This window comes from Bacillus sp. ISL-57, from assembly GCF_018613135.1.
Taxonomy (GTDB): domain Bacteria; phylum Bacillota; class Bacilli; order Bacillales; family DSM-1321; genus Peribacillus; species Peribacillus frigoritolerans.
The window spans coordinates 99,107-122,089 of the sequence record NZ_JAGGQV010000007.1 but is presented as its reverse complement, the minus strand read 5'-3'; the positions used below and the strand labels follow the sequence as shown (position 1 = coordinate 122,089).

At 38.1% G+C, this 22,983-nt stretch carries 23 protein-coding genes and 2 pseudogenes; 18 read left to right on the top strand and 7 right to left on the bottom strand.

Annotated elements, in window-relative coordinates; all coding sequences use genetic code 11:
* Positions 1-292 precede the first annotated feature (292 nt).
* Positions 293-1,033: a VCBS repeat-containing protein gene (locus J7I90_RS11940; protein ID WP_251025262.1), complete on the top strand. Its 741-nt coding sequence runs from the start codon at positions 293-295 to the stop codon at positions 1,031-1,033.
* Positions 1,034-1,204: 171 nt separating this feature from the next.
* Here J7I90_RS11940 and J7I90_RS11935 read toward each other — a convergent pair whose 3' ends face one another.
* Both J7I90_RS11935 and J7I90_RS11930 read right to left on the bottom strand, forming a co-directional pair.
* Entirely contained in the window at positions 1,205-1,825 is a 621-nt protein-coding gene (locus J7I90_RS11935; RefSeq protein ID WP_214771871.1) for an NAD(P)-dependent oxidoreductase, read from the bottom strand.
* A gap of 222 nt (positions 1,826-2,047) precedes the next feature.
* On the bottom strand, positions 2,048-2,212 hold the full coding sequence (locus tag J7I90_RS11930) for a hypothetical protein (RefSeq protein ID WP_214771869.1): 165 nt from the start codon (positions 2,210-2,212) through the stop codon (positions 2,048-2,050).
* Between the two features lie 264 nt (positions 2,213-2,476).
* Between J7I90_RS11930 and J7I90_RS11925 the strand changes: the two genes are divergently transcribed.
* Positions 2,477-3,466 carry an MBL fold metallo-hydrolase gene (locus J7I90_RS11925; protein WP_214771867.1) on the top strand — a complete coding sequence of 330 codons (990 nt, stop codon included), beginning with the start codon at positions 2,477-2,479 and terminating at the stop codon, positions 3,464-3,466.
* 306 nt (positions 3,467-3,772) lie between these two features.
* Here the strand turns inward: J7I90_RS11925 and J7I90_RS11920 are convergent, their stop codons facing one another.
* Positions 3,773-3,940: a hypothetical protein gene (locus J7I90_RS11920; RefSeq protein ID WP_214771866.1), complete on the bottom strand. Its 168-nt coding sequence runs from the start codon at positions 3,938-3,940 to the stop codon at positions 3,773-3,775.
* A 69-nt stretch (positions 3,941-4,009) separates the two neighbouring features.
* On the opposite strand from J7I90_RS11920, the gene J7I90_RS11915 reads away from it, so the two are divergent.
* Complete coding sequence (locus tag J7I90_RS11915) at positions 4,010-4,153, top strand: hypothetical protein (protein ID WP_214771864.1); 144 nt, start codon at positions 4,010-4,012, stop codon at positions 4,151-4,153.
* Between the two features lie 104 nt (positions 4,154-4,257).
* Here the strand turns inward: J7I90_RS11915 and J7I90_RS11910 are convergent, their stop codons facing one another.
* Positions 4,258-5,076, bottom strand: a complete 819-nt coding sequence (locus J7I90_RS11910; protein ID WP_214771862.1) for a histidinol-phosphatase — start codon at positions 5,074-5,076, stop codon at positions 4,258-4,260.
* A gap of 236 nt (positions 5,077-5,312) precedes the next feature.
* On the opposite strand from J7I90_RS11910, the gene J7I90_RS11905 reads away from it, so the two are divergent.
* From J7I90_RS11905 to J7I90_RS11885, 5 genes are all read left to right on the top strand, one after another.
* Positions 5,313-5,948: an FMN-dependent NADH-azoreductase gene (locus J7I90_RS11905; RefSeq protein ID WP_214771861.1), complete on the top strand. Its 636-nt coding sequence runs from the start codon at positions 5,313-5,315 to the stop codon at positions 5,946-5,948.
* 300 nt (positions 5,949-6,248) lie between these two features.
* The gene (locus J7I90_RS11900) at positions 6,249-6,875 is read left to right on the top strand and encodes a fumarylacetoacetate hydrolase family protein (RefSeq protein WP_214771860.1); all 627 of its coding nucleotides are present in this window, start codon (positions 6,249-6,251) and stop codon (positions 6,873-6,875) included.
* Positions 6,876-7,143: 268 nt separating this feature from the next.
* Positions 7,144-7,572, top strand: coding sequence for a MarR family winged helix-turn-helix transcriptional regulator (locus J7I90_RS11895; RefSeq protein ID WP_214771859.1), 429 nt, complete (start codon positions 7,144-7,146; stop codon positions 7,570-7,572).
* 585 nt (positions 7,573-8,157) lie between these two features.
* The gene (locus tag J7I90_RS11890) at positions 8,158-9,102 is read left to right on the top strand and encodes a sporulation protein (protein WP_214771858.1); all 945 of its coding nucleotides are present in this window, start codon (positions 8,158-8,160) and stop codon (positions 9,100-9,102) included.
* A 518-nt stretch (positions 9,103-9,620) separates the two neighbouring features.
* Positions 9,621-9,848 carry a hypothetical protein gene (locus tag J7I90_RS11885; RefSeq protein WP_214771857.1) on the top strand — a complete coding sequence of 76 codons (228 nt, stop codon included), beginning with the start codon at positions 9,621-9,623 and terminating at the stop codon, positions 9,846-9,848.
* Positions 9,849-10,033: 185 nt separating this feature from the next.
* Here J7I90_RS11885 and fabF read toward each other — a convergent pair whose 3' ends face one another.
* On the bottom strand, positions 10,034-11,269 hold the full coding sequence (gene fabF / locus J7I90_RS11880; RefSeq protein WP_214771854.1) for a beta-ketoacyl-ACP synthase II: 1,236 nt from the start codon (positions 11,267-11,269) through the stop codon (positions 10,034-10,036).
* Positions 11,270-11,390: 121 nt separating this feature from the next.
* On the opposite strand from fabF, the gene J7I90_RS11875 reads away from it, so the two are divergent.
* From J7I90_RS11875 to J7I90_RS11865, 3 genes and pseudogenes are all read left to right on the top strand, one after another.
* Positions 11,391-12,245, top strand: a complete 855-nt coding sequence (locus J7I90_RS11875; protein WP_214771852.1) for a helix-turn-helix transcriptional regulator — start codon at positions 11,391-11,393, stop codon at positions 12,243-12,245.
* Between the two features lie 444 nt (positions 12,246-12,689).
* The gene (locus J7I90_RS11870) at positions 12,690-14,003 is read left to right on the top strand and encodes an HAD family hydrolase (protein WP_214771850.1); all 1,314 of its coding nucleotides are present in this window, start codon (positions 12,690-12,692) and stop codon (positions 14,001-14,003) included.
* Positions 14,004-14,065: 62 nt separating this feature from the next.
* Positions 14,066-14,352 (top strand): annotated as a pseudogene (locus J7I90_RS11865) (group II intron maturase-specific domain-containing protein); the annotation flags it as partial.
* A gap of 120 nt (positions 14,353-14,472) precedes the next feature.
* Here J7I90_RS11865 and J7I90_RS28255 read toward each other — a convergent pair.
* Positions 14,473-14,747 (bottom strand): annotated as a pseudogene (locus J7I90_RS28255) (IS110 family RNA-guided transposase); the annotation flags it as partial.
* 634 nt (positions 14,748-15,381) lie between these two features.
* Here J7I90_RS28255 and J7I90_RS11855 point away from each other — a divergent pair.
* From J7I90_RS11855 to J7I90_RS11840, 4 genes are all read left to right on the top strand, one after another.
* Positions 15,382-17,559 carry a DNA topoisomerase III gene (locus J7I90_RS11855; protein ID WP_214771845.1) on the top strand — a complete coding sequence of 726 codons (2,178 nt, stop codon included), beginning with the start codon at positions 15,382-15,384 and terminating at the stop codon, positions 17,557-17,559.
* A gap of 102 nt (positions 17,560-17,661) precedes the next feature.
* On the top strand, positions 17,662-18,090 hold the full coding sequence (gene mntR, locus J7I90_RS11850; protein ID WP_048687667.1) for a transcriptional regulator MntR: 429 nt from the start codon (positions 17,662-17,664) through the stop codon (positions 18,088-18,090).
* Between the two features lie 230 nt (positions 18,091-18,320).
* Positions 18,321-19,016, top strand: a complete 696-nt coding sequence (locus tag J7I90_RS11845; RefSeq protein WP_214771842.1) for a class I SAM-dependent methyltransferase — start codon at positions 18,321-18,323, stop codon at positions 19,014-19,016.
* Complete coding sequence (locus J7I90_RS11840) at positions 19,016-19,711, top strand: AIM24 family protein (protein WP_214771839.1); 696 nt, start codon at positions 19,016-19,018, stop codon at positions 19,709-19,711. The genes J7I90_RS11845 and J7I90_RS11840 overlap by 1 nt, the downstream gene beginning before the upstream one ends.
* A gap of 108 nt (positions 19,712-19,819) precedes the next feature.
* On the opposite strand, the gene metA is transcribed toward J7I90_RS11840, so the two are convergent.
* Positions 19,820-20,728, bottom strand: a complete 909-nt coding sequence (gene metA, locus J7I90_RS11835; protein WP_214771837.1) for a homoserine O-acetyltransferase MetA — start codon at positions 20,726-20,728, stop codon at positions 19,820-19,822.
* Between the two features lie 167 nt (positions 20,729-20,895).
* Between metA and J7I90_RS11830 the strand changes: the two genes are divergently transcribed.
* The 3 genes from J7I90_RS11830 to J7I90_RS11820 all read left to right on the top strand — a co-directional run bounded on the left by J7I90_RS11830 (position 20,896) and on the right by J7I90_RS11820 (position 22,971).
* Positions 20,896-21,429, top strand: a complete 534-nt coding sequence (locus tag J7I90_RS11830; protein WP_214771835.1) for a hypothetical protein — start codon at positions 20,896-20,898, stop codon at positions 21,427-21,429.
* A 78-nt stretch (positions 21,430-21,507) separates the two neighbouring features.
* Positions 21,508-21,984: a glutathione peroxidase gene (locus J7I90_RS11825; protein WP_214771832.1), complete on the top strand. Its 477-nt coding sequence runs from the start codon at positions 21,508-21,510 to the stop codon at positions 21,982-21,984.
* A gap of 141 nt (positions 21,985-22,125) precedes the next feature.
* On the top strand, positions 22,126-22,971 hold the full coding sequence (locus J7I90_RS11820) for a DegV family protein (RefSeq protein ID WP_214771830.1): 846 nt from the start codon (positions 22,126-22,128) through the stop codon (positions 22,969-22,971).
* Positions 22,972-22,983 lie beyond the last annotated feature (12 nt).

The following is a 22,983-nucleotide window of genomic DNA, read 5'->3' as shown; positions in this document are numbered from 1 at the left end:
ATGGCGCTAAATTTGAAAAGGACATATATATGCACTCAAGGCTATTCACAAAATTCCTGCATATAATTCTATAAGGAATAAAGAGTCAGGTGGGATGAAGTTGGATATGTATGACATCAGAAATGCGATTCATTACTATTACACAAAAATGCAGGAAACGAATCATCCTTATTATTGGTATTGTTTGGCTGAGACCCAAATTAGGGCCGGATTAACAAATGAAGCACTGCAAACGATAGATAACGCCTTGTCGTTTCAGAATCCTTATCCTTCCAAACAGGAACTGCTAGACATGCAATTGAAGCTCCAAACCGTTCTTTCAAGACAAATGAACTCTAGCAGAACAGTCATAGTGACCTCAAAACAGGGAGATATTGATGGGGACGGGACAAAGGACAATGTTTTTCTTACAGCAAACAAAACCCCTGATAGTCCCTTTTGGAGGAATATAACCTTGGTTATCCAAAATGGGAGGACTAATCAATATGAACAAGTCCCCATGAAAAATAATGCAGGATATAATCCGACCCTTTTTCTTGGTGATTTTACAGGTAATGAGGGGGATGACATATTAGTGGTCATTGAATCAGGAGGAAGCGGGGGTTCCATTTATGCCTATGTTTTTTCCTACCTTAACGGTCAACTCATGACCATTTTTAATTCAGATTCATTCAATGAATCCTTTCATTACGATGTTCATTATGAAAACCAATACAAAGTAAAGGTGAACAGTACTTACCTAAAAGAAAGGTACATTCTTGACCTGACTTATAAGGGTCAGGAATATTTATCCGAAATATATAACAAGGATGGTATATTGAAGGCGCCGATTGAAGGATGGGTCAATCCTTTATCTGGTGTATATCCGGTTGATTTCAATAGGGATGGCATATATGAGCTCGAAGCGTATCAGAGGATCGCAGGAAGGTACAATGCCGACTCACTGGGATTTGTACAGACCGTATTGAAATGGAACGGGAAAGCATTTGCTCCTGACCGGCAGAATGTGGCTATTTTTGGAGAGGAAATATAGCAACAATGGAATAGATGGTCCATGAACAAGGTACAGGCAAACTCTTCGCCCAAAAGAAGCCGGAAAATATTCCTGGCAATGGTTCACCTGACTTGTGTTCATTTACGAAGAAAATCGATTCGGCTTTCCATATGATTTAACTTCGAAGGGGTTTAATGCATATTGGAATTTTTAGTAGGCGATACCTACACGTGCTTTTAAATAGTCGTTACTTTTTATTTGGCTAAATGCAAATTCTGCTGTATCCGGAACGGATATTTCAACCCCATCCTTCGGCAAAAAGTCGCCTTCTATACGATATATACCAACTCTCTTTCCATCTGGCAAATACGTAGGACAGACAATTGTCCATTGAAGTGTTGATTGTTTAAGCAAATCGAAAACTTTATGATGTTCTTTCGCTGCACGGGTAGACTTCTGCCTTGATTCACTTGTCTGATAACGCAGAGAATTTGGGGTTGTTCTACTTTGGAGGATACCTGCCGTTCCAATGGTTATAATTCGTTGTATACCTTCATTTTCCATAGCTTCGATAATTAGTGGCATACTTGCTGATAAAGTGGTTGTCCCATCGGTATTAAGTGCACTAATAACTAAATCAACGCCATGCATGGCACGTACGATATCATCTTTATTTAAAGCATTACCTTGAATGATGGTTAAATTGGCATTTTTTAAAGCAATCTTCTCTGGAGTGCGAACTAAAGCGGTAACATGATGATTGTCTTGAAGACCATAAATTACTAATTGACCCCCAACTCGTCCAGTTGCACCCAAAATTAAAATATTCATGGAAACGACCTCCTTTTTTCAGATACAATCATTCCACTAACATTGTAACGTCATTTTCGACCAATGGGGAGTTTTGTGCATTAAAACATTATAATCCAGCGTGATGTGCAAGGAAAATGTATAAAACAGGCCCCTCAAAAGATTCATGAGGGGCCCATTTAAAGTAGAAAAAATATAAAAACGCTTTAAAACAAGTCAATAGCGACCACAATTTTGCCCCTACTATTCCTGCCCTTCTTTCGATTTTAGAAAAGCATCAACGGATTCATCCAATAATTTTTCCCGATTAGGATCTTCATTGACATCTGTATCCACTTCTTCCATCATGCCGTTTAATCGACTAACCTGACTTTTTGGCTTAGCTGGATTATTTTTTTGTTTTGGCATATAAACTCCTTCTTGAACAGTTATTTTTTATTTAGTATGAACGATTCACCCAATATTCACTAAGATTATTTCCGCTTCTTTCCCAAGTTGTCTGGATGGAAACTTAAAACAACATACATGTATTATTTTGGTTATTATTGACTGAATATTATAAATATTGTAATATTTAGTTTGCGCATTTGGTTTTTTAAAACTAGGTTTTATATCTGAAACGAATGGGTTTTCCTTGTGTGCAGTCAAATAATCTGACAGGAGGTTTTTGTTATGAAGAAAAGAATAAGGAATATTTCGTTTGGGTTTTTGTTGGTAGTGACCATAATTCTATCATTATCATTATTTCTTCCTTCATTTGGACAAACAGCGGTCCAGCAAACCGATTTTAAAGTAACCCTATTAGGTACAGGTTCACCACTTTTAAGTACATCCCGCTCCGGTCCAGCTACTCTTGTAGAAGTCGATAATGAAAAACTCCTCTTTGATGCTGGACGGGGAACCGCTTTACAATTACATAAAGCGAATATGTTACCAGGCAGTGTTGATAAAGTATTCCTTACGCATTTGCATTCGGATCATACAATCGGCATACCGGACGTATGGCTTACAGGTTCCTTACCAACAGGAGGGAAAAGAGAGCAAGCATTTAAGATTTGGGGGCCTAAGGGAACCGAGAAAATGATGGTACATATGAATAAAGCATTTAAAGCCGATTTGGATGCAAGGGATGACTCTGGAAATGGGAACGTTGAAGGAGCAAGTATTGTCGCAAATGATATCAAGGAGGGTATTGTCTATAACAAAAAGGGAATTGAAGTAATAGCCTTCAAGGTTGACCATAAATCAATAGAGCCGGCTTTCGGTTATCGGGTTAATTACAAAGGACATTCAGTAGTGATTTCAGGTGACACCCGCTATAATGAAAATCTTGTAAAATTCTCCAAAGGTGCTGATGTGGTGATTCATGAGGTTGCAGCGGCAAAACCTGATAATGAATCAGAATCGATCGCCAATATACTTGATCTTCACACTACACCGGAGGAAGCAGGTAAAGTCTTTAGCCAAATACAACCAAAACTTGCTGTTTATTCACATATTGTATTATTGGGAGGATTAACAGAAGAAAAAGCTGATTTGCTCGAAAGAACAAAAAAAACATATGAAGGAACTGTGTTAGTAGGGGAGGATTTGCTATCCATTGAAATAGGGGAAAAGGTACAAGTACAACAGCCGGTTAACGAGGCGAACTCGGGGAACTAAAACGGACCAGCTTAGGCTATTTCATGAATGAGAGGGCTTACTTCAAAGGAAGGTTGCTGGTGCAACCTTTTTTCTTATGTTAATAAAGGGGCAGGCAGATTAAAAAATGTCGATAGTTAACTCAATAGATAAAATTGGAGAAGTGTTAATTCCAGGAGAAGAACCAGGTGAGATAGACTAACCTGAAGAGCAAAAGGAATATCATTAACGAAAAGGGCGCTTGAATTTAATAAAAGGAAAGCACATATTATACGTGACTAATATGTGCTCTTCTTTTTAAAAACTTATTCAATAAGGAAGTATAAATTAAAGATACCCATTTAATACTGTGCCAAAAAGATCGAATTCAGGATCTTTTGACTGGGTTATTGGAGGGGCTTCGGATCGCCCTATTGAAGAGTTGAAAACAGGCTTACCTTCATCTGACTCTACAGAGTTTTCATCATTCTTTTTATACAATGGGTTATCAATCATCCCAAAATCAACTCCTTTTTATAAGATAAACGAATGGTTAGTTATTAATTCCCTAAATACTTTTATTTTATGCAAAAAAATATGGTGATGACTGGAATTATTGAAATGAACGGGGAAAAACGTGTAAGCAATCGTGATGATTTTTATGACAGGATCCATAATGATTATTTTATGCCCATAAAAAAAAATGGTACCGATTCATTGATCAGTTGAGGGATTTTGGTCTTCGGCCTTCTTAATAGCAAAAGGATTGAAAAGTTCATTCCACATGGTTACAGGAAGCTCTAATGATCGGACCTGTACTAATGATTGACAGGTCAAAGTGGAGTGAGAATCCTTTCCTTTTTAACAAAGTAAGCCCACTCAGAGAAGCCGATCTCTTTTAGTCTTTTTTTAACTAGTTCAAATTCATCGCCAATACGTTCAGGCGTATGCGAATCTGATCCAAAGGTTACCTTCACATTATGGAAAAGAGCTCGTTCTAAAATGTCATCTGCGGGATACCACCCACCACACTCTTTCGTTTTACCAGAGGTATTGATCTCAATGGCTATATCTTCTTGACTGATGATTTTTAGCGTTTTTTCAATACTGTCTGTCTCAATGGAAGAAAAGGCTGGGTAAAACCCTTTCATTGCATCAATATGGCCTAAGATTTGGAACACTCCGCTTTTAGCCGATTTCTGTATTAATTCATAATATTCATCTTTTACTTTTGACTGTTCTTTAGAGGTTAATCCATTCCAACGCCCTCTTTTAAAAATGCTAATATCCTGAACATAATGAACAGATCCAATTATGTAGTCAAAAGGGTGTAACAGATATTGTGCACGGTAGACTTCAATGTGATCAGGGAAGAAATCACTTTCCATTCCTAATAAAACGTGAATTTTGCCTGCATATTTCTCTTTTAAGCGAAGTACTTCCTCAATATAAGGGACAAGTTCACTTTTTGCCATTGCAATTGTTGGATAGAGATGGTCGTCCTCACTATAAAAATATGGAGAATGATCAGAAATCCCAATATATTGCAAGCCGTAATCAATGGCTTGCTTTACATAGTCCTCAATTGTGCCGATAGCATGACCACAGCGTTCATGGTGAGTGTGCAGATCAAATTTTATTGAATTCGTCATTTTCTTAGTCCTCCTAAAGTGAACCAGATTGTCTTATTTTATCATATCCAAAATTCACATCCTTTCTCACAAAATGAAATAAGATTTATTCCTTACTACCTTGAAAACGAATTTCTTTTACGGATTAAAATTTACACCTATCAATCAGAAATTTTATTTCGAGTAATTGTATAAAGGTTGAATTCCCTAGACAAACTAAAATGTTCAAATATGTAAAAGGAAAGGGAAGATAATGAATGACAAAGGTTTTGTATATCACGGCTCATCCTCATGATGACAAACAATCTTACAGTATGGCCGTTGGAAAAGCATTTATTGACACATATAGAGAAGTAAATCCTGGCCATGAAATTGTGAATATTGACCTTTATAAGGAAAATATTCCTGAAATTGATGTAGATGTTTTCAGCGGTTGGGGGAAACTTCAAGCTGGAAAGGGTTTTGAAGAACTCTCGTCGGAGGAGAAAGCGAAAGTTAGTCGACTCTCAGAGTTATGTGAGCAATTCATAGCAGCCGATAAATATATATTTGTAACACCTTTATGGAATTTTTCATTCCCGCCAGTAATGAAAGCATATATTGATTCCGTTGCTGTTGCGGGTAAATCATTTAAATACACCGAACAAGGTCCAGTTGGTCTTTTAACTGATAAAAAAGCCTTGCATATTCAAGCGCGTGGTGGTATTTATTCAGAAGGACCGGCAGCTGAACTGGAAATGGGCCACCGATATCTAAATATCATCATGCAATTTTTCGGAGTGCCGTCCTTTGAAGGTGTATTCGTTGAAGGGCATGCAGCAATGCCTGATAAGGCACAAGAAATTAAAGAAAATGCAATAGCACGAGCAAAAGATTTAGCTACTACTTTTTAAATTAAAGAGTCAACAATTTGTTGGCTCTTTTTTTTGTCAAAATAAAAAATAATTATGTGGATGTATTTTTCTTCACCAATCATAGCGCATTAAGACTTCGTATTTTATCCGCAAGTTACAATCCAGACCGACCTAACGTCGTTCCAACATGGAATTATATTAATCATTGTATAAAAAGTCAGAAAAATATAAAATGTACTTAAATCGGAGGGATTTTTCTTATTTTCTGAGTAAGGAATTTCCAATTACTTCACTATCATTTAAATATTTATTTCTTAAAAGAAAAGAGTGGGTTTTATGATGAAAGACATTAAAAATATTTTTTGTGTAGGTCGAAATTATGCTTTGCATGCAAAAGAGTTGAATAATGAAATACCAACTTCCCCTTTTTTATTTTCAAAACCGACTCATTCGCTCGTGGAAGCAAATAGTCAGTCAATTACGTTGCCGAGTAATCAGGGTTCCGTTCACTTTGAAACTGAGCTTGTCATACATATCGCAAAACAGTTCGAATCAGGAATGAAAGTAGATGAAGTAGTAGATTCCATGGCCATCGGGTTGGACCTGACACTTAGAGATGTTCAATCACAGTTAAAACAAAAACAGCATCCTTGGCTTTTGGCTAAAGGATTCAAAAATTCTGCAGTTGTTAGTGGTTTTATTCCGTTTCCAGGTGTCGAAGCATGTGAACAAGTAGATTTTTCCCTTTTAAAAAATGGAGAGCGTGTACAAGTCGGAAATATTAAAGACTTACTTTTTGATTTGCAAACCATTATAGAATTTACAGCAGAGCATTTTGGGCTCGGGAAGGGAGATATAATTTTTACCGGTACTCCAAGTGGCGTCGGTCCTCTTTCAGATCAAGACCAGCTTTCACTTAACTGGGGTGGAAATGAAATAGGGTCCTGTTCAGTTACAATGCGTTAAGAAAAAAAGCAGTCATTTTGACTGCTTTTTTTATGCATTAACTCAATTTTAGACAAAATGAAGAAACTCGTCTAAAATGAGAAGAACCATATAACATACATGGAAACGGCCAAAGTGTGCACGTACTTCTTCAAAAAAGTTTGGCCATTAAATTGTGGCTTTGGTAAAATTACTTGTTATGGAGTATTTTAGAACGATTAAAATGCATGATGATAATCAATTAAAGTCCATATTTTAATTATATAGGGTAGAACAGGGTGGAATGTGCATGAAAAACAACCAAGAAAAGAAGTATTTAGATAATTGGCTCTCGATTACAAATATTCAAATGAGCATTACGAATGAGCTGGAAAGTGCTTTGCAAAAAAATCATAACCTTTCATTAAAAGAGTTTTACGTTCTTTACTTTTTATCCAAAACAGGCGAAAAACAATTGAGGCTACAACAATTACAAGAGATGGTAGGATTAAGTCAAAGTGCTATATCCAGGCTGGTAGTCAGGCTGGAGGCAAAAAGCTGCGGCGTATTACAAAGACAAATATGCGAAGATGATCGAAGAGGTATTTACACACGTTTAACTACATTAGGTGAAGAAAAACTACAAATTTCCTTAAATACTGTTCATGAAATTCTGCACTCTGCTTTTTCAAAAGGAAACCTTCAAGAGGAATTACAATCCTTAATCGAGAAATTATAATTTGGTTCTTAGATCCCTTAAGTAACGTGAAGTAGGTTATTTCTATATATTTTAGATAGGAATATACCTTTAGCCCAGTAACGTAATTATGAACGGATCTGTTGGGAAAAAGGGGTGTTTATCCGAAGTTGAATGTAAGCGTATTCATTCAAGGGTTGAAATAGGTTTGTTTTACCAGCGAGGATAACTTTTATTTATGCCTAATAATAAAAATGCCAGGACGAAGAATTGTTAGCTCCTGGCATTCTTTTTTTTGAGTGAAAATTGAACTCTCTCAATGATTATTTGTATTGTTGCTGGATTTCCCCCTATATTAATTTAATTAATAATTAAAGAGAAGGAATCAATCCTTCTCTTTTTAATTTAATAATCCATCAACAGCATCATAAAAGACGACGAACTCCATTATCAAAGGAAGATCACTTACTGCGGCAAATTATTTGAAACTATTTTCATTTTTTGACGTAATACTATCAGGGATAATTTAGAAATCTCATAAAATGCAAATGGATTTCTTGTTCTTTATAATTACGCCCCATTATACATATAAATTCTAATATAGATTTGACGAAGGGAAGAGGACGTATGTTAAAAAAAATCTTAGCCAGCTTAGGAAAAGGAGCTGCAACTGTTGATTTACAATGTGACAATCATAATTATCAAGCTGGAGAAAGCATTCAAGGGCAGCTAGTCATTCAAGGCGGTGAGGTGGAACAGAAAATCAATCAAGTGACTGTCCGGTTGATGATGAATGTGGTATTAAAACAAGGAAGCGTAACTAAGGAAGTTGCACATATACCATTAATTAATCGAGATTGTATTCAGCCCAAAGAACGTAAGGTCATTCCTTTTCATTACGTCCTACCTACGAATATACCTATTTCAAGGGGAACTGTCTCATACTATCTGGATACACATCTTGATATTGAGGGCGGGGTCGACCGCAAAGATGTAGACCGGCTACTCATCCAATCCCAGGAATCTATCACATCCATTTTTAATGCTATGGCTCAATTAGGATTTCGCGAGACAGCAGACTCAGGTAAACTCGATCAATATGGACAGGAATTTGTTTTCTTTCCCACTCAGCAATTCATGGGACAAGTAAATGAAGTGGAAATGCGGTTTGCCAATGAAGAATCAGGTATCCGGGTCTGGATGGAAGTTGACTGTAAAAGCGGCTACAAGGAAATTGAAGCAAAACGTGAGTTTCATTTAAATCAAAAAACGCTTGAGCAAGAAGGCGATCTTCATAAGCTACTTGGAAAGTATATATCGGACGCTATTGAACAGCCTTATGCTTTTACACAGCCGTTCTCTTATTCCACAACCCATCCTCATGGTCGCTCTTCCCAAATGGGAAACACTATACCTGGAATGATTGGTGGGTTAGCAGTGGGTGTTTTAGGGACTATGTTATTCACTGAGATGATGGAAGGTTTTGATGTTGAGGAAATGTTTGAAGAAGCAACAGAGGATCTTGATGGAGGATTTGATTCATTTTTTGATAATGGGGATGGGGAATTCTAAAAATAATTAGCTTGTTTTTTATAGAATAAAAAAAGTCCCGCTAATCAGTGCTTGGGTAAGAATTGGTAGAAAAGCGTTACTTACTTTGATAGTCAGTAACGCTTGTTTTATTGTTGTTTTTTATAAGAAGCCAGTAAGAGGTCATTTAACAGTGCACTTGCTTCCTTTTGTGCTCCGATTTCCCCCTTAATCCTCCTATATTTAGAAAAGTTATACGTCAGTCTAAAATCTCCATTCTTCTTTCCCAGAACCGTTCACTAAAAACGAAGTCATATCTAGCCGATTGTGATAAAGGATTAGGTGAAGATCATGAAGGAAAATGAAGAATTGATATGAGAAAATATGAATGTTCAACTATACTTACATACTTCCTTGGTGATAACAACTAAGTTAAGGGAATCGAAATGCTTCATCATCTGAAAATAGCCCTTGGTTTTTTGATTTGGCCTGAAAAAAATGAATAAACAATCAAATAAGGCTAATTCTATATACAAGAATGTTAAAAGGGAGATTACATAGTGAAGCCATATGAAATAAAAAATATGATTATTGATGACGATTTTAATGGTGAAGAATCGGTTACGGCTGATTTTACTCACAATGATAAAGATTATAGCATTACTCTAAAAAAAGAAGATCTTGAAATAATCAATGCATGGTTTTTTGAGGATGGTTCATCTCTTCCTGCAAATTTATCAGGTACTGTCATTGATTCAATAAGGGAAGATATAAAAAAGAGAATCTAGTCAGTTGCACTAGATCCTTTTTTGTCATTTTCTTAATGGAAAAGAAATTTAGCCTTGTTTATATCGATGATAAAAGATTATGAAGAATTATTGTTTATGGTGCAATATCGATAAGAGTTGAAAAAGACTTAAGGTACTCTTGAGGACTTTAATTATCATTTAAAAAAATACGAGTGAAACTTAATTCACTCGTATTTTTTTAAAACGATAGCTGCATTATGACCTCCAAAACCAAATGAATTGGATAGACCAGTACTTATTTCCACTTTGCGAGCAACACCTGGTACATAATCTAAATCACATAATGAATCAGGCTTTTCTAAGTTGATGGTCGGAGGGATAATTCCTTCCTTTAAGCTTTTTGCCAAAGCGATTGCTTCCACGCCTCCAGCTGCTCCTAACATGTGCCCTAGCATAGATTTATTAGCTGTTATTGGGATTTGATAAGCTTTTGATTCAAATAGTTTTTTAATCGCTAGTGTCTCAGAACGATCTCCCACTTCTGTACTTGTTGCATGTGCGCTAATAACATCAATCTCTTCAGGAGAAATATTTGCGTTTTTCAAAGCCATTTTCATCGCAAGGTAGGCTCCTTTGCCTTCTGGGTGTGTAGCTACCATATGATAGGCATCAGAACTTGCACCATACCCAATGACTTCAGCATAAATCTTTGCCTCTCTGCGTAAAGCGTGAGATAAAGATTCCAAGATTAAAATTCCTGCTCCTTCTGACATGACAAATCCATCTCGATTTACATCAAAAGGACGGCTAGCTTTAGCTGGATTATCGTTTCTCGTTGATAATGCTGTAGCATTACCAAAACTAGCTAAAGATAAATCTGTAATAGCTGCCTCTGCTCCTCCAGCAAAAACGGCATCAGCTTCTCCAAAGCGAATAAGCCTGAATGCTTCACCAATAGCGGTATTTCCGATTGCACAAGCAGAAACAGGTGACATAGTAGGTCCCATTGCGTTCCATTTGATACTAATTTGGGCTGCGGCAGCATTAGAAATCATGGCTGGTACCAGGGTTGGACTGACTCTTCTTGGACCTTTCTCTCGAAGAGTATCCACATTATCAATCAATGTTTCAATTCCTCCTATCCCCGAACCAACATATACGCCAAGTCTTTCTAGATTGATATCATCAATATTTAATTTAGAATCAGTCCAAGCTTGTTCAGCAGCAGCCAAAGCAAATTGAGAAAAGCGATCTAGACGTCGGGCTTCATTTTTTCCAATAATATCATCTGCATTAAAATCACGAATAATTCCTGCAATCTTTGCTTTATGGTTGCTTACGTCAAATGTATCGATAGAGGAAATTCCCGACTTACCTTCAGTCAGATTTCTCCAAAATTTTTCTACGCTGTTTCCAATAGGAGAGACAACTCCCATTCCGGTAATAACGACTCTTTCCATTTTTCATCACTCCAAATGAATAGTATACTTGTATTATACTTCGGGGTTATCCTATTACAAGTGAGAGTTTATCCTGGTATAATAACTACCCGGTTAAATCGTTATGAAGGGGGTTTTAGAAATGAATGATAAAACCAGACTTGAAGCTTTGTCTACATTTTTGAAAACGAAGCGATCCCAAATAAAGCCTGAATCTATAGGTATACCTGCTGGTACACGGAGAAGAACACCTGGATTACGAAGGGAAGAAGTTGCACATTTGGCAGGAGTTAGTACTACCTGGTATACGTGGCTAGAGCAAGGTCGGGATATAAAGGTCTCTACAAGCGTATTGGATTGCATATCTACAGCTCTGCAATTAAATAATGATGAACGAGAGTATCTATATGATTTAGCTTTAGAAGTGAAATCATCCATTACTCATCGAAAGAACGATCATCCAAAACTTAGTCCTTCTTTGGAAAGAATTTTAGCTGAGTTAACATATTGCCCTACTATCATTACAGACCGACATTGTCATATTGTAGGCTGGAACAATGCTGCCGCTCATGTATTTCTAGATTTTGAACAACTCCCGGATGACCAACGAAATTTGATCCATCTATTATTTACCAGAAAAGAATTAAAATCATTAGCTGTGAATTGGGAGCATTTTGTTAAAGGATTTCTTTCCATTTTTCGCGCCTATTATGGACACTACTTAGGTGATGAATGGTATAACCTATTTATTAAAGAAATGAGTGATTCCCACCCGGAATTTCAATCTTTATGGCAAGAAAGTCAAGTGAGTAAAGCTCCAGAAATGATGATTGAATTTAGGCATGCCAAAGCCGGAAAAATGCTGTTTAATTTAACTTCTCTCCAAGTCCAGGGGGACATGGACTTAAGATGCAGTATCTATACACCAGTAGAGGGAACAGCTACGGAAGATAAATTAAAACGATTAATGAAGAAAATCTCCATTGAAAGTTCATAAACCAGCATATCTACAGTCTTTGAAATAATATTCGCAAAAAGCTTCAACTAAGGTGCTTTACTTCAATAAGGCAGGTTGCTGAGGCAACCCTTGCTTTCTTGTGGAAACTAGAGAGGCAGTTTTGTTAATGATAAGGTTTAAAAAAAGAGTTGTTTTGTAACTCTTTTTTTGTATTACCATTTAAATGATAATAAGCTAATGTAAAACATTTTGGAAGTAAACTAATGAAAAATATACAAGTTGATTAGTTTTTTTCTTTTCCGATGTTTGGAATTCTAGTACCTATACTAATATAGCTCTTTTGTGATTTAATTAATATTTGACTATTTTGAAAATTCTTGATAATATTTACGCATAAAAGAATCAATCGGCAATGGCGCCTGTTTCGATAGCTAATAACGAGCTATTGGGCAGGCGTCTTTTGCATTTTTTAGGGGGGATAATATGAATAATAGAACCAAATTAAAGGCTTTATTTGGCATAATCGTTATTTGCTTGTTTTTGTCTTCTTCCTTAGGAGCGGCTGCAAGCGAACATGCAGTTTCGACTCCGCAAAAAAGGGAGGGCCATTGTATTCAAGTGTTGAATAAAGGAAAATGGGCTCCTGACACCTATAAGTCTGTTCAAAACCTAATTGATAAGCATGGTGCTGGAAGTACAGGATACGATCCAAATCGAAAACCTTATGTTGTTTTTGATTGGGATCATACGAGCATCATGAATGATACGGAGGAGGCACTCTTTCTTTATCAAATTGATCACTTAGCATATAACATGCAACCGGAAGAGTTTTATGAAGTGATCAAAAAGAATGTGCCGAATGGACCCTTTTCACACGAGTTTAAAAACCTTCAAGGAGATGTAGTCACTCTCAAGCAAATCGCCGAGGATCTGAAGCGCGATTACGAATTTCTTTATTCCAACTATAATGGAATGAATGGAAAAGAGCGGTTAGAAGCGCTACATTCAACTGATCGATTTAAAGATTTTAAAGCGAAAATGTACTTTCTGTATGAAGCCATTGGGGAAACATACGGTGTTGAAATCGGATATCCATGGGTACTTTATTTATTTGCCAACATGTCGACCGAAGAAGTTCAGCAGCTTGCAGAGGCTTCAAATGATTATAATTTAGGGGCGGCAATGGCATCGGTGAGTCTTATAAGTCCTGGGTCCATGTTAGGAGAAGCCGGTACTGTTGAAGTTACCTATACAACAGGATTGCGTCTGGCCACGGAAATCGCAAACTTAATGCATACTTTTATGGAGAATGGGATTGACGTTTATGTTATTTCGGCTTCAATGGAAGAGGTGGTGGAGGTATTTTCGTCAAATCCCAAATACGGCTACAACCTTCCAAAGGAAAATGTCTTTGGGATGAGATTAAAAAAGAAGGAAGGAATTACTCAAGCAGAATATGAAGACAATTGGCCGATCACTGCTCGAGAAGGTAAGGTGGAAGTGATTGAACACGCCATCTCCAAAACGCGGGGCGGATACGGTCCGATATTCGTAGCAGGAGACAGCAGCACAGATTATGAAATGCTGACAATTAAGAGTTTGAAACTAGGTTTAATTATCAACCGCCTCAAAACAGGTGATATCGGCAAGCTTTCGAAAACAGCTGCAGAACGTATGGGCAAAAACAACCCGAAATATGTTCTACAAGGAAGAAATGAGAATACAGGCTTATGGATACCGACTGAATACACGATCAAGCTTGGCTCAATTGAAGAAAAATTGTTGGCGAATCCATAAAAAGATTCGTCCCAGTAGATTCAGTCAAACTCGGAGTATAAAAAAAGGAAATAGCTATGGATTTCGCCCTCATTGATACTCCGAACGTATTGAAGAATTTAGATTCAGGGATTCGAGGAAGACTCAGGATGTGCATATGGAAGCAATGGAAATTGCCAAGAACGAGGATTAGGAAAGTCAAAGGATTAGGCGTCCAATTTGGAAAAGCATATGAATGGGGAAATAGCAGAAAGGTTATTGGCGCCTAGCGCATAGTCTTATTCTAGACAAAACCCTTAATAATGTTTATTGGCTTCATCATGGGTTAGTAAATCTATATGAACGATATACAAAACTACGCCAGACTTAAACTGAACCGCCGTATACCGAACGGTATGTACGGTGGTGTGAGAGGTCGGAGGCTAGGCGCCTCCTCCTACTCGATTTTATGCCACTATCGGGGCAGATTACCGTTTTCGTTCATTATGACTAACCATTTTGATAGATTCATCCAGTCGGTAGGTTCCATTCCCGCGATGGCGGTGCCTAAACGGTTTATTCGTTTAAGTTCTTTGATCCAACTTAGAAATTTAGTAACCCCTCATCGTTATTTTCAAAGGTTAAAAGGATGACCGACCAAAATTCCTTGATAGTTAACAGCTCGACAACATGAAATTGTTTTGCAATATCAATTCCTACAACAAGATGACGATTCGTGATTCTTTCAATTAGTTGATTTTGTTTGTTTTGCATTTTAAAATTTATAGAGCTTTCTCCTTAAGATAAGTTTTGAATTTGTGTGCACTCTCATCAAATTGAGGGGCTTTTTTTTTAGCCGATATTTAACGCTCTACAGGAATGCTAACGGGGGTGATTTAGAACTATAATGATCACTAAAAAGTAATCGAAATTTTTAAAAAATTGTATGCTGAATCTTTTAAAAATAACCCTTTTGATCAATCTCTATTCATAATTAATTGTATTAATATATAAGGTCATTTAGGGTCCATAATTAACTGTGTTTCAATCCAACTAAGGTTATCCTTGTTTCTCTTGAAATATCTGCTTAATGAAGATCCATTTCCTTTAGCTTTGGTATTAATAATATCAAAAACTTTAATTTCTACATCTAAACAGTGAAAAGTATTGAACCAGTCATTTAATATTGTACTATTTGTACATACTCCAATTCACCCAAATGCGAAGTTTTTCACCTATTGAACTGCCTATATTTAGGTTTTTTTAATCTCCCTGAAAACCTTCTCTCACCAAAGTAAAGCAATCATCCAAGCTTTCTCCTACCAATCCGTTAAAAACGAAGTCATATCTAGCCGATTGTGATAATTAAGGTATAATGATAGGGGAAAGATATTTTGTAACGGATTAGGTGAAGATGATCATGAAGCTAATCATTGCGGAGAAACCAGATCAAGGTTCAACGCTAGCGGCTCAATTTAAAAAGAAAAAACAGCAAGGCTATATAGAAATCATGCCGAATGAACTTTTCCCCGATGGAGCTTATGTAACTTGGGCCGTCGGACATTTATGTCAACTTGTTTCGCCGGAAACCTATCATTCAAAATGGAAAAAATGGTCGATGGAAACGTTGCCGATGATTCCTGAGAAATTTCAATATGAAGTGACCCGACAAAAGGCAAAGCAATTCAATGTTGTGAAGACTTTGCTTAGGAAACCAGAAGTCGATGAAATCATTCATGCAGGTGATGCCGGGCGTGAAGGAGAATTGATTGTACGCAACATCGTTAACTTATGCAATGTCAATAAACCGATGAAACGTTTATGGATTTCCTCTTTGACCCCGAAAGCGATATATGAGGGATTTCAAAATTTGAAGAGCGAGGAAAAAACCAGGCCGCTTTATTATGAAGCGTATACGAGAGCTTGCGCGGACTGGGTTGTGGGAATGAATGCGTCGAGAGCGTATAGTATTTTGTTGAAACAAAGGGGCGTTTCGGATGTGTTTTCAGCTGGAAGGGTTCAGACACCGACTCTTGCTTTGATAGTAAAGCGGGAAATGGAAATTGAGCAATTCAAGTCTGAACCGTTCTGGGAAGTGTTCGCAGATTTCAAGATGGACGGTAAGAAATATCAGGGTAAATGGCAGCTCAACAATGATCCGAGAATCAAGACAAAAGAAATGGCTGATAAAATTGCCGCCTTTTGTAAGGGTAAGGAAGCTGTAATAGCGGAAATGGATACTGAAAGGAAAGAGTTTCAGCCGCCTTTGTTATTTAATCTATCGTCATTGCAAGCGACAGTGAACAAGATTTATAAATATTCACCGAAACAGACGCTTGATATCGTGCAAAGTTTATATCAAAAAGGGATCGTTTCTTATCCGCGTTCAGATTCCAATTATGTGACGGAGGGCGAAGCCGAAACATTTCCCGATATTTTGCAAAAACTAAGCGGATTTTCAGAATATGAATCTCTGTTTCCTTTACCACAACCGAACATCATGAATAATAAACGGTTTGTAAATGAAAAGAAGGTGACTGATCACTATGCCATTATTCCGACAGAGCAGGTAACCGACCCAAAGCGGCTTTCCGCTGAAGAACGGAATATATATGACTTGGTTGTTCGCCGATTGATTGCGGCCCATTATGAGAAGGCCATTTTCGATTACACCACCATTAAAACGCTTGTCGATAAGCGGGCCGAATTCATTTCTAAAGGAAAGCAGCAGATTCAAGAGGGATGGCGCAAAGTGATTTTCCAAAATAATGACAAGGATGATGATGATATCATTTTGCCGTCCGTTTCAAAAGGGGATTCTGGAAAGGTCGCCAATATAAAGGTGAAAGAAGGAAAAACCCAGCCCCCTAAGCGTTATACAGAGGGTCAGCTGATCACTTTGATGAAAACTGCCGGAAAGCATCTGGATAATGAAGAGTTAGAAAAAGTACTGATGAAAACCGAGGGTCTCGGAACCGAAGCAACTCGGGCTGGCATAATTACCATGCTCAAAGACCGTAAATACATCAATGTTAAAAAAAACCAGGTGTTTGCCACGGATAAAGGGAAAGTGCTGATTACTGCAATCGGGGAGAAAATCCTGGCTTCACCAGAGATGACAGCCAAATGGGAACAGCGATTAAGGGAAATTGGTGAAGGGAAGGCTTCAGCTGGAGGCTTTATGGAAGCTGTTAAAAAGATGTCGGCAAAAATCATCAGTGATGCCGTGGAATCATCGGAAAGCTGGGATTTTCAAGGGCTGGATACCGAGTCGATTCAACGGAGCGGCCCTAAAAAGAGAAGTTCCGCATCTGTTGGCAGCTGTAAACTATGCGGTTCTAAGATTGTCGATAAAGGGGAATTCTATGGATGTGTAAGTTATCAAAAAACAAAGTGTAACTTCACAATATCCAAAAAAATCCTTAATAAGAAAATTAGTCAAGCAAATATAAAAAAGCTGTTGGCGAGCGGTGAAACGGATTTGATAAGCGGGTTTAAGAAAGGGGAAAAGACCTTTGACGCCATTTTATCTTGGTCCGACTCTGAAAAGAAGATCAGTTTTACATTCCCGACAGAACAAAACGTCAAGCAAACTTGAGGAAAGACAACATTAAAGGCGCCCTGAGACTTATATCTTCTTGTTTCAGGGTCGTTTATATAGTAAAATTTTTAGATATGCGTTTGAATGGGAGGATTCCGAATGCCTACACCGAGCATGGAGGATTACATAGAACAAATTTATTTACTTATTGAAGAAAAAGGATATGCAAGGGTTTCCGATATAGCTGAAAATCTTTCCGTCCACCCATCTTCTGTTACAAAAATGGTTCAAAAACTTGATCAGGAAAAATACTTGATATATGAAAAGTACCGGGGTCTCGTCTTAACCGCAAATGGGAAAAAAGTTGGTAAAAGGCTCGTTTACCGCCATGAACTTTTAGAACAGATGCTAAGGTTGATTGGGGTCAAGGAAGAAAATATTTATCAGGATGTTGAGGGGATTGAACACCACCTTAGTTGGAATGCCATCGATAGGATTGGAGACCTGGTTGAATTCTTTGAAGAATCTCCTGACCGTGTCGAGGATTTACGAAAGATACAAAAAAGAAATGAAGAAAATTCAAAATAAGCTGCCGCTGGCAGTTTTTTTTATGTTTTAATATCATCTGTCTTCTTGAACCGGGTATGTTCATTTTACAAATAGGGTGAAAAGGGGAGTGACGTTTTAAAAGAGGATTTTTTGATTATGAACAGAATAGCTATAAAGAGGACCCGGTATTTTAATTAGGGAAAAACGAAGTGTTTTTGTGTTTTTCAGTAACTTATTGATTAGGGGTTAAATGGGAGGGTGAATTTCTTATGAATATACATACATGGCATAAAGAGTCGGAAAAGGAATGGGATGTTTTTGCACCCATGTGGGTGAAGAATTCACAAGAAATGTGGGAAACGGGGAGTCGGAAAAACATCATTCCCTTTTTTTCTGAATATGTACCTTCGGGAGTGAAGGTGGCTGACATAGGCTGTGGAGATGGAGTTGGTTCCTTGAAATTGGCCGAAGCGGGATTTAAAGTAACTGGAGTTGATTTATCCAATGTTATGATTGAATTTGCAAAGGTGAAAACCGCTCAACAACCAGGACTTTCTTTCCTGCAAGGGGATTTCTATAACCTTCCCTTCGAAGATGAAGAAATGGATGCGGCAATGGTCATTAATTCTTTGGAATATACGGGTGAACCCTTAACGGTGATGAAGGAAATTCAACGGGTAATAAAGCCTGGAGGTTATGTCTGTTTTGGAATACTTGGTCCAACAGCTGAGCCACGAAAAAAATTCAGCTTCAACCGGTTATTAGGAGATAAAGTCATCATGAATACCATGCAGCCGTGGGAATTTGAAAAGATGGCTTTAGAAACGGGATGGAAGGCAGTGGCTGATACCGGCGTAGCAAAGAGAGGGGTGGACTATACAAAGCTCGGACATTTTTCAAAGGAATTAAAGCAAGCTGTATCGTTCATGTGGCTTTTCCTCTTTCAAAAAGAGGTGGGGCAGTGATGGAGAAGTATAAAATCGATCAATTCGTTGAAAAGACGAAACAGCAGGATAAAGGGCAAGGTTTATTTGAACTTGAAACGGAGCGAATTCTGGAGATTAATTTGGAAAAGCAGATTTGGGCAAAAATGGGAACGATGGTTTCTTATCGCGGCAACATTAAGTTCGAGCGGGAAGGTATATTGGAGCATGGTCTTGGTAAACTCTTTAAAAAAGCCTTAACCGGTGAGGGTGCATCCTTGATGAAAGCGACCGGAAGCGGCAAGCTATACGTCGCGGATCAAGGGAAGAAGATTTCCATTTTACAGTTAAATGGTGAATCGATCTGTGTTAACGGAAATGATTTACTCGCATTTGAGCCGGGGATTTCATGGGATATAAAAATGATGCGTCGCATTGCCGGGTTATTGGCGGGCGGTTTGTTCAACGTAAGGCTCGAGGGGAGGGGCATGGTCGCATTCACTTCCCATTATGAGCCGCTTACTTTAATTGTGGAACCCGGGAATCCGGTTTATACCGACCCGAATGCCACTGTAGCTTGGTCAGGGGAATTGCAGCCTGAATTCGTAACGGATGTTTCATTGAAGTCGTTTTTTGGAAGGGGAAGCGGCGAATCCGTTCAAATGAAATTCGAAGGGCAAGGATTTGTGGTCGTCCAACCTTTTGAAGAGGTATATTTCGGTAATAAGGAATCATGAACCAAACAACCTGAGTCAGATACTCAGGTTGTTTCCCATGATGATCGGATGTGTCTGCCTTAAAAAAGCGATTCATTTCAAAGTGAAAGCTTCTTTTTTCTTACCCTTTCAATCCCACTCATAAGGGGTTGATTGGTAAACATAATAGTTCAGCCAATTCGAGAACATCAGGCTGCAATGGCTCTTCCAGCGGTGAAGAGGTATCCTGGTCGGATCGTTATCAGGAAAGTAATTTTCAGGGAGTTGCGTATTGATCCCGCGTTCCCTATCGCGCTTGTATTCTTCACCTAGGGTATCGGCATCATATTCGAAATGGCCGGTAACCATAATTCTTTTTCCATCACCTGAAGCAGCAATCAATACACCAGCTTGATCGGACTGTGCGAGAACCTTCAATTCAGGATGGTTAACTAATTTTTGATAGTCAATATCCGTATAGCGTGAATGAGGGGCCATAAAATAATCATCGAATCCGCGGACTAGATTTTCATTCGGTTCAAGGACCTCATGAGTGTATACCCCGAAGCATTTCTCTGGAAGTTCGTATTTGCCTATTCCATAGTGATGGTACAGGGCAGCTTGTGCCCCCCAACAGATATGTAGGGTGGATGTGACATTTTCACTTGACCAGTTCATGATGCTCTGCAGTTCTTCCCAATAATTAACGTCTGAAAATTCCAGTTTTTCCACTGGAGCGCCTGTAATGATCAAGCCGTCATATTTCTTCGTGCGAATATCATTGAATGATTTGTAAAATTGATCTAAATGAAATTTACTTGTGTTCTTTGATTCATGTGTGCTTAAGCGCAGGAATGATATATTTACTTGAATGGGAGTATTGCCAAGAAAGCGCAGTAACTGGGCCTCCGTTTTTTCTTTCTCTGGCATTAGGTTTAAAATTAATATATTCAATGGACGGATTTCCTGATTGGTAGCTCGTTCCTCATCCATTACGAAGATATTTTCCTGTTCTAAAATTTCCCTTGCTGGCAGTTGTTCCGGAATTCTAATTGGCATGATTAGCCTCCTTCTTCAAAAATCATAATATTTTAATTATATAGAAAATTATTGAATAGAAAAGCTATTTTAATAATTTCTTGTAAATCCCGAAGGAAATGGCCTGGGAATGGTAAAATGGGAAGATCGGAAAACATTAACTATGAAGTTGGAGAGGTGTTTGGAGATTGTTTGATCCTACAGCATTTGAAAACATGAAAGTGGTATTGGAAGGAGCGGTTTACGATCGTGACTTCATTGGGGATATATTGGTCATAAACCGTGATGATATAGTGAATCTCTCAACCATGTCCAGATCATATAAGATCGAGATGGAATTGAAAAAAACAAACGAGCCCATTTCGATTAGCGGTGCCATTGAGCTACACGCTTCCCTACATAACCTAAGTTCGGAGTTACTCGATGCAGCTATTGATGATACGCATTCAGGCTGCACGGTCAATATATTCATTTCTTTTCCTAAAAAGCTTGATGAAGTGAATGCTGAACAATTATTGAGCGACCTGGAAAAAATCTGGGGAGATCAGAGAATCATATCAGTGACGACCAGCGAAACGGTCAGTAAAAAAATGCAACCCATTACTTCTTCTATATATAAAATTTCATTTGGAAGGCTTGTAAGAGAAGAGCAAATGGATGATTTGGAAGACATGGTAGAGTATTTGATTCAATCCATACAAGCAGTGAAAATTCCGGGATGATGGAAAGAGGATTAAAGTTGGTAAACCCACCTTTAAATACGGTAAAATGAATCATCATACTAAAGGGAGAGATCATACATGTCCATTTACGAATTCGAAGTAAATAAGATCAATGGCGAAACCATCTCGCTTGAGGAATATAAAGGGAAAGTGATGATTATTGTGAATACCGCAAGCAAATGCGGTTTTTCGCCACAGTATGATGATTTGCAAAGTCTATATGTGCAATATAAAGAGGATGGGCTTGTCGTGCTTGGTTTTCCGTGTAATCAGTTTTTGAATCAGGAGCCTGGTGATGATCTGGAAATCGATTCATACTGCAAATTGAATCATGGTGTAACATTCCCGATGTTCGCAAAAGTGAATGTCAATGGAAAGGAAGCCCACCCCTTATTCAGCTATCTGACTGAAAATGCTCCTGGAGTGATGGGGTCCAAATCGATAAAATGGAATTTTACAAAGTTCTTGGTTGATCGTAATGGAAATATCGTCAGCCGGTTTGCACCTAAAACAAAACCTCTGGAAATGGAAGAAAATATAAAAAAAATAATATGAAGTAAAAAAATCGAGTCCAACGGAAAGTTTCAGTTGGGCTCTTTTTTGAGGTAAGATATTTATTGCATGCATCCGTTTTTAAAAGGGGACAGATGGTTGGGATATTGAATATAATAGAAAACACAAATGAGGGGGGAAACCATGGAACGAATTGCTTGGGTAACGGATAGTACGGGAACTTTAGATGAAGAATTATCATTGTATGAACATGTATACGTCGTTCCGATGGTCGTCATCATAGATGGGAAGGAATATGAAGATGGCGTCGACCTATTACCTGAGGAATTATACCGGCGGATGAGTGAGGAAAAAATCACCGCCACCACGTCACAGCCCTCTGTCGGCCGATTCCAGGAATTATATAAGGAGCTTGAAAAACGATATGATCGAATCATAGCCGTACATCTTTCCAGTGAATTGAGCGGGACGGTTTCTGCGAGCAGGCAAGCTGCACAAATGGTTACGATCCCTGTTGACGTTTTTGATACTTTACTTATTTCCTTTCCAATGCTATTAATCTTGAAACGGCTCATGCATTATATTGAGAATGGCTATTCCATCAATGAAGCATTCGTCAAAACGAGAATGTATGCGGATAACCATGAGACCTATGTAATGATAGGTTCTTTAGATCAGCTGCATCGCAGCGGCAGGTTAACAAACACACAGTATATTCTAGGAAGCCTATTGAGCTTTAAACCCATCATTTCAATCGAAAATGGTGTCCTCCATACTAAATCTAAACCTCGGAACCTTAAAAAAGCGGAAAAACAGATCTTCACTGATTTTCGCAGATCAGTCGAAGCGGGGACAGTAAAGGAATGCACCATATTATATGGTGGAGTGTCGGAGGAGGCACAAAAATGGAAAAAGATGATTTCCGAAGAATTCCCTCATGTGTTGATCCATGTATCCCCACTGGGGAGCGCCATCGGGGTGCATACCGGTGAACAGACGATTGGGCTCAGTTGGTTCAATGAAGATTAAAGCACACCATTA